The organism is Erwinia sp. 198, assembly GCF_003937915.1.
Classification (GTDB): domain Bacteria; phylum Pseudomonadota; class Gammaproteobacteria; order Enterobacterales; family Enterobacteriaceae; genus Erwinia; species Erwinia aeris.
In genome coordinates this window covers 25847-32091 of the sequence record NZ_RHUM01000020.1, presented here as the reverse complement: position 1 = coordinate 32091, position 6245 = coordinate 25847, and the positions used below count along the sequence as shown (strand labels likewise).

Annotated in this window: 3 protein-coding genes; 1 reads left to right on the top strand and 2 read right to left on the bottom strand. The window is 51.8% G+C overall.

Going from position 1 to position 6245, the window contains the following annotated elements:
* Window positions 1-199: 199 nt before the first annotated feature.
* Entirely contained in the window at window positions 200-1750 is a 1551-nt protein-coding gene (locus tag EGK14_RS20530; RefSeq protein WP_125290941.1) for a methyl-accepting chemotaxis protein, read from the bottom strand.
* A 1083-nt stretch (window positions 1751-2833) separates the two neighbouring features.
* Here EGK14_RS20530 and EGK14_RS20525 point away from each other — a divergent pair.
* A complete protein-coding gene (locus tag EGK14_RS20525) occupies window positions 2834-5260 on the top strand; it encodes a M12 family metallo-peptidase (protein WP_158616073.1) in 2427 nt (808 codons plus the stop codon).
* A gap of 143 nt (window positions 5261-5403) precedes the next feature.
* On the opposite strand, the gene phoH is transcribed toward EGK14_RS20525, so the two are convergent.
* Window positions 5404-6192: a phosphate starvation-inducible protein PhoH gene (gene phoH / locus EGK14_RS20520; protein ID WP_125290939.1), complete on the bottom strand. Its 789-nt coding sequence runs from the start codon at window positions 6190-6192 to the stop codon at window positions 5404-5406.
* Window positions 6193-6245 lie beyond the last annotated feature (53 nt).

The window sequence follows — 6245 nt, the reverse complement described above, 5'->3', positions numbered from 1 at the left end:
AAGGGTGAAAACCCCTGACCGGGTTCGACAAAACCGTTCCGTCAGCGAACGGTTTTGCACGGCAAACTGCCGCCCGTAGGGTGAGGCCCGGCGGGCCTCATGTTATCCCTTCCTCACCACCATATTCAAAGAAAAAGCCTGAACTCACGTTCAGGCTTTTTTTATAACGCCAGTCTCTTTACCGCCTGGCCATATAGCATCAGGCAACTTTAAATACGGCAATCGCACGAGTCAGTTGCGCAGCCTGATCTTCCAGCGAAGCGGCCGCAGCCGCAGCTTCCTGCACCAGCGCGGCGTTCTGCTGGGTCACTTCGTCCATCTGACTGACCGCAATGCTTACGTGCTCAATGCCGTTGACCTGCTCGCCCGACGCTGAAAAAATCTCCGACATAATGCCGGAAACATTGCCGATGGAAGCAACAATGTCATCCATAGTTTTTCCGGCATTAGCCACCAGCTGGCTACCTTCTGTAATACGCAGGCTTGATGTTTCGATCAGCGTTTTAATTTCTTTAGCGGCTATCGCGCTTCGCTGGGCCAGCGCCCTGACTTCCGAAGCCACAACGGCAAAGCCTCGCCCCTGTTCACCAGCGCGAGCGGCTTCCACCGCGGCATTAAGCGCCAGAATGTTCGTCTGAAAGGCGATGCTTTCTATCGTGCTGATGATTTCGGCCACGCTGTTCGAGCTGTCATGAATAGCGGACATGGTGGACACGACTTTTCCTACCACCGCTCCGCCATGCTCTGCCACGCGTGACGCGTCAGAAGCGAGGCTGCTGGCGTGTTGTGCGTTAGAAGAGTTCTGACGCACCGTGGCGGTCAGCTGTTCCATACTGGCTGACGTTTCTTCAAGCGACGCGGCCTGCTGTTCAGTTCGGCTGGACAGATCGGTATTGCCCAAAGACACTTCTTTTGCAGCGCTATCGATAGAAGCGGCGGCGTTCTGGATCTCCGAAACCACTTTCCTTAGCTGCTCCTGCATCTCTGCAAAAGTAGCAATCAGCACGCCGGTTTCATCTTTTGACTGCGGGATCAGTACTGATGTTAAATCGCCATCCGCGATAGAGCGCGCCGCTTTAACGGCCTGGCGCAGAGGTACGGTAATCGCGCGCGACAGCAGATAGCCCAGCAGGGAGGCGATAGCCAGCCCGGCAAGCGCGCCAACGATCAGGGTCAGCTTGGTTTGCGCTTCGGTGGCATCGACGGTGAGCTGCCTTTCCACCAGTAAACCCTTCTCTTCAGCAGCAAGTTCATCGATGATCTTCCGCATCCCGTCCATCTGCGCTTTGCCAGTATTAGCATTAAAAGCCGTCAGAAACGTTTCATAAGAGAGTGCTCCGGTGTTCAGCGCCTGGCGATTTTTCATCAGCGGCATAACAAAAGAGGCTTCCCACGCCTGTTCCTGCGCAGCCAGTTTGCTCAGCCGATCCTGTTGTCTTTCATTATCCGACGTTAAAGAGCGCGCCTTCTGCACGTGCTGCGAAAAGGCTTTGCGACCTTCCTGCCACGGCGCCAGCATCTCTTCTTTACCGTTTACTGCATAGCCGCGCAGCCCGGTCTCCATATTCACCAGGCTCTGGGTCAACGATCGGCTTTCATCGATAACACGCCAGGTATGCACGTTCCAGTTATTGGAGTTTACAATGCGCGAAAAGTTAACGTAAAAAGTGCCGCACAGCAGCACTAATAAGGCTGCCACGACGCCAAATGCCGCTATAAATTTCGTACTGACCGAAAAGTTTTTAAACATCTTTTCCACGCTCTCTGAAGATTAAAGGTGCAAACATCGTTGCTGTTATACCCGTGTTTTATCGGCCGGTCTTTCGTAAGCTTTAGTAAATCTGCTTATTATTTGCTGATGAACGCGAAGACATTCAGATAAGTGATTAAAAAAAATAGTTAAAAAAAAAGAAGGCCGTTAAAAAAGGAAAAAATAAAATAAAAACCTATTTTTAATCAGTACGATATCAAGATAACTCATAAAAAAAACATTTCTGGTGCAACGTGAAAAGCTTGAGTCGCGCTAAGGGATTTGCGGGGATTTTGAAAAAAATGAGGCATAAAGATATAAAAACAAAAAGGATCCGGCTGATAAGGCAGTATCCCGCCCCCCGCTTTTGCCCTTCAGAAAGCCCGTCGCTTAACCATGATCATGCAGTCGGCTGTGGCATCACCAGACTGGCGGCGTGGTGCTGCCTGCGATCGGCTGCCCCAGGGATAAATCCCGATGCCGTCATCAGCAAAGCAGCAGCCTGCCTGTATATTAATAATATTTAATAGTTAGCAATAAGCCAAACACAACAGGATAGACAATAAAAGTTGCGGCGTAGTTTTTCCACCCGGTATTTTCATTCTGATAAATAAAATCCCATACAAAATATTAACTCTATTTTTACCCGGTAAATTCTGACACCCGGATATCAATCTTTAACCTTGAAGAAACATGCCACAAGCAACACTATAAAATAGCCAGCTTAATGGTTTAAATTTAAATTACGTTAACTATAAGCTAACCCAGAACTATTCTGGCTTACTGTCATGGAGACTTTCAGCCGACAATAAATAATGAACTTACCGTAAAGCATTTAAGCAATTAACAAATAAAATCAACTATATAAGAAACCAATAACGGCCCTTTGACTGATAGCAGGAAAAAATGAAGCGAATTTTATCGCACCTTGCCAGGTGTATCACTCTTATACTATTTATGTGCGGCAGCGCCCCGCATGCAGCAACGCTTAAGCTTGCAGCCTTACATAAAGAAAATGAAAGAAGTATTGTTTCCCACAACAATTACTTGCGTAACTTATCTGCCTCCGTCACTACGGAAAAAATGACGCTGCTGAAAAGCACTCCTGTTCCTCATCAGGATATTGACAGCGTTAACCTGATCCTCCCCGGTGGCGAACACGTTGCTTTTCAACGCTGGTCTGAAAAGAAAAACGACGACGGCAGCCTTGCCTGGACAGGCGAAACGAGTTCATCAATAAAACACAGGTTGTCCAATGGTAACCCCGATCCGGAAAACACGGCGATCCTGATTATCAAAAATGACAAAGTTTATGGTTCCCTGACGTTTAAAGGAGAAACCTTTCAAATTCTGCCATTGGCTCAGGAAAAAGAATCGCTGGTTATCGTTAAGGTGGATCAAAATAAAATCCCTGAAGAAGAAAAGCACGATGAGCTTTTCACTACGTCAGAAGCCAGAGCTACCTGTCCGGCACCGGGAAACTATGTCGACCCGGCGCCTTCTGAGCAGGTTGTCATTCGGGTAGGTCTGGTGACTACTAATCAGTCCCGTGCGGCCTTCTCATCACTGGATTTTGACGCGCTGGCCAAACTCGCTTTTGAAAAGGCGAACCAGGGCAATTTAAACAGTAACGTTCGCATCACTTTTGTTAACGCCGGCGTACTTAACCTTAATTACAATGAGAAAGCCACGCTGGGCGCGATGCTGAGCGATATGAATGGCGTGTTGCGCAATGAAATCCTGCCATTTCGAGAGCAGCAAGGCACCGATCTGGTTGTGATGTTGGCCGTAGGCCGAAACGTTAACGGCGTAGCCTATACCAACGCCAACAGAACCACTTCTTTAGCCGTAGTAAACTCTCTTGCTTTTACCGAAGGAAATACCTTTGTTCATGAGATGGGCCACAATATTGGGTTACGCCACGATCTGGCTCAATATGGCGTTAAACCATCCTCGCCTTGCTATCAGCATGGTTACCAGCATGAAGGCAATATCAGCACGACGCATCCTGACAGATGGCGCACCATCATGGCCTATAACTGCTCGCCTACCTGTTGGCAGATCAATATGTTTTCAAATCCGCGCGTGATCTTCCGTAACGTTCCTGCCGGAACCGTACAGTATGAGGACAGCGCTCGTCGACTCAATGAACGGCGTGAGATGGTATCGAGATTTTACAGCAACGTGACGGCGAACGCCGTGGTGCCGAATGACTTCAGCATTATGTCCCGTAGCCACACCGGCGTGATTTATCAGCTGGACGGCCGCAGCAGTACGGGTTATGACCCTGTCTGGAAAGTATTAAGCGAAGGCCCGATGGGGCTGCAGGAAGTCCCTTCCGGCCCGGTTGTCAGAGAAGTTCGCGGCGCGCCGATGGTCAGAGCCGCCTTCCCCGCCAATTCATCCGGCAAAGCCGTGTATGAACTGTCGGTGCGGGGTTATAACGGTACCCTCTCTAAAAAAACCGTCAGCGTCACCGTCACCGCGCCGCAGGCGCAGATCCATGGCCCAGCCAGCGTCAGGCAGGGTGACAGCGTGACGCTGACCGGCCAGACCAACTTTACCGCCAGCCGCTGGCAGTGGAGCCTGAAAAACGGCAGCCAGACGATCGCCCAAGGCAGTTCCTCTCAGTTTACGCTGGCGCCCCAAAGCTATGCGCCCGGAAAATATACGGTTGAGCTGGAAGCGGTAAGCGCAGACGGCATGTATACAGGAACCAGCACGCACGCGTTAGAAGTTATCTCTTCAGACCCGGCTGTAGTACCGGTTGCCGTTGTTCCCAACGACTTCAGCGTAGTATCCAGCTCCAGTACCGCCACCATCCGCGAGCTGGATGGCAGCCGCAGCATCGGCAAAGGCTTTATCTGGCGCGCCATCAGCGACGGCCCTTCCGGCCTGCAGCAGGTGGCAGGCGGCCCGATCGTGCGCGAAGTGCATCAGAAAGTAGCCAGAGCGGCTTTCCCCCGTAACGCCTCAGGTCAGGTTACCTATGAGCTGCTGGCAACCGGTACGGGCGGCATGGTGGACAGTAAAACCATCACCGTTACCGTTGCCGCACCGCACGCGCAAATTCAGGGGCCGGCCAGCGTTAAGCATGGCAACAGCGTGACGCTGACAGGCCAGACCAACTTTCCCGTCAGCCACTGGCAGTGGAGCCTGAAGCAGGGTGACAAAGCGATAGCGCAGAGCGATGCGCGCGAATTTTCCCTGGAGACAAAAAGCTATGCGGGCGGTCATTATCAAATCCAGCTTGCAGCGGTTAGCGCGGACGGACTGCGTTCAGCCCTCAGCACGCATGCACTGGAGATTGTAGCGGGCACGCCACCGCCGCCAGCTTATCCGGCCTATGTGGAAGGCTCAGCCTATAAAGCAGGCGAGCGGGTAAGCGCAGCGGGCGGCATCTATGCCTGTAAAGCGGCACCTTACACCGGCTGGTGTGCGGGCGCAGCCTGGGCTTATGCGCCGGGCACGGGCCTGCACTGGCAGCAAGCCTGGGATAAGGTGGAATAAGGCCTGATATCCAGGCGCTTTTTCCCCCGAAAAGCCCATCTGGAAAAGGAAAAACCGGCCTCGCAGGAGACCGGTTTTTTTATTATCAATATGAACGGTTAATTAGCGGCATTGTCTTCAGACAATATTTATATGCAACCGCTTTAGCCGTAAGCCATCAGCGTATGCTGGCACAGCTCCGAGCGCACGCAGTCTTGCTTACCAAAACGTACTACCCCAATCATCTCGTCCTCTTTAAAGCGCGCCAGCGCGTCGCTAAGGCCGGACTGAACATGCGATGGCAAATCACATTGCGTAATATCGCCATTGACGATGACGGTGACGTTTTCCCCGAGGCGGGTCAGAAACATTTTCATCTGGGCGGCGGTGACGTTTTGCGCCTCATCAAGGATCACCACGGCGTTTTCAAAGGTACGTCCACGCATATAGGCGAAAGGCGCAATCTCCACCTTGCCGATTTCGGGACGCAGACAGTACTGCATAAAGGAAGAACCAAGACGTTTAACCAGAACGTCATAGACGGGTCGGAAATAAGGAGCGAACTTTTCTGCGATATTACCGGGTAAAAAGCCCAGATCTTCATCTGCCTGTAATACCGGCCTGGTGACGATGATCCTGTCGACATCCTTATTGATCAGGGCTTCGGCCGCTTTGGCGGCGCTAATCCAGGTTTTCCCGCAGCCCGCTTCGCCGGTAGCGAAAATCAGCTGTTTACTCTCTATGGCTTTAAGATAGTGCGCCTGAGCTTCATTACGGGCCTCAATGGGCGAATGGTCGCGGGTATCGCGCGCCATGCCGATTGCGTCCAGCCCACCCATCTGCACCAGCGAGGTGACCGATTCTTCTTCACGCTGACGGTGACTGCGTGAATCGCTACGAAGCACGCGCTTGGCTTCACGACGAGCTTTGATCACTGCTTTCTGTCTTCCCATAGTGGCACCTTACAGTTGGTTTCATTTCCCGCACCCGGAACGGCAGTGCGATT

What these genes read in the sequence shown, in the direction of transcription:
- EGK14_RS20530 (WP_125290941.1), bottom strand. Translation starts at nt 1,750, where the DNA reads ATGTTTAAAAACTTTTCGGTCAGTACGAAATTTATAGCGGCATTTGGC.
- EGK14_RS20525 (WP_158616073.1), top strand. Translation starts at nt 2,834, where the DNA reads ATGACGCTGCTGAAAAGCACTCCTGTTCCTCATCAGGATATTGACAGC.
- phoH (WP_125290939.1), bottom strand. Translation starts at nt 6,192, where the DNA reads ATGGGAAGACAGAAAGCAGTGATCAAAGCTCGTCGTGAAGCCAAGCGC.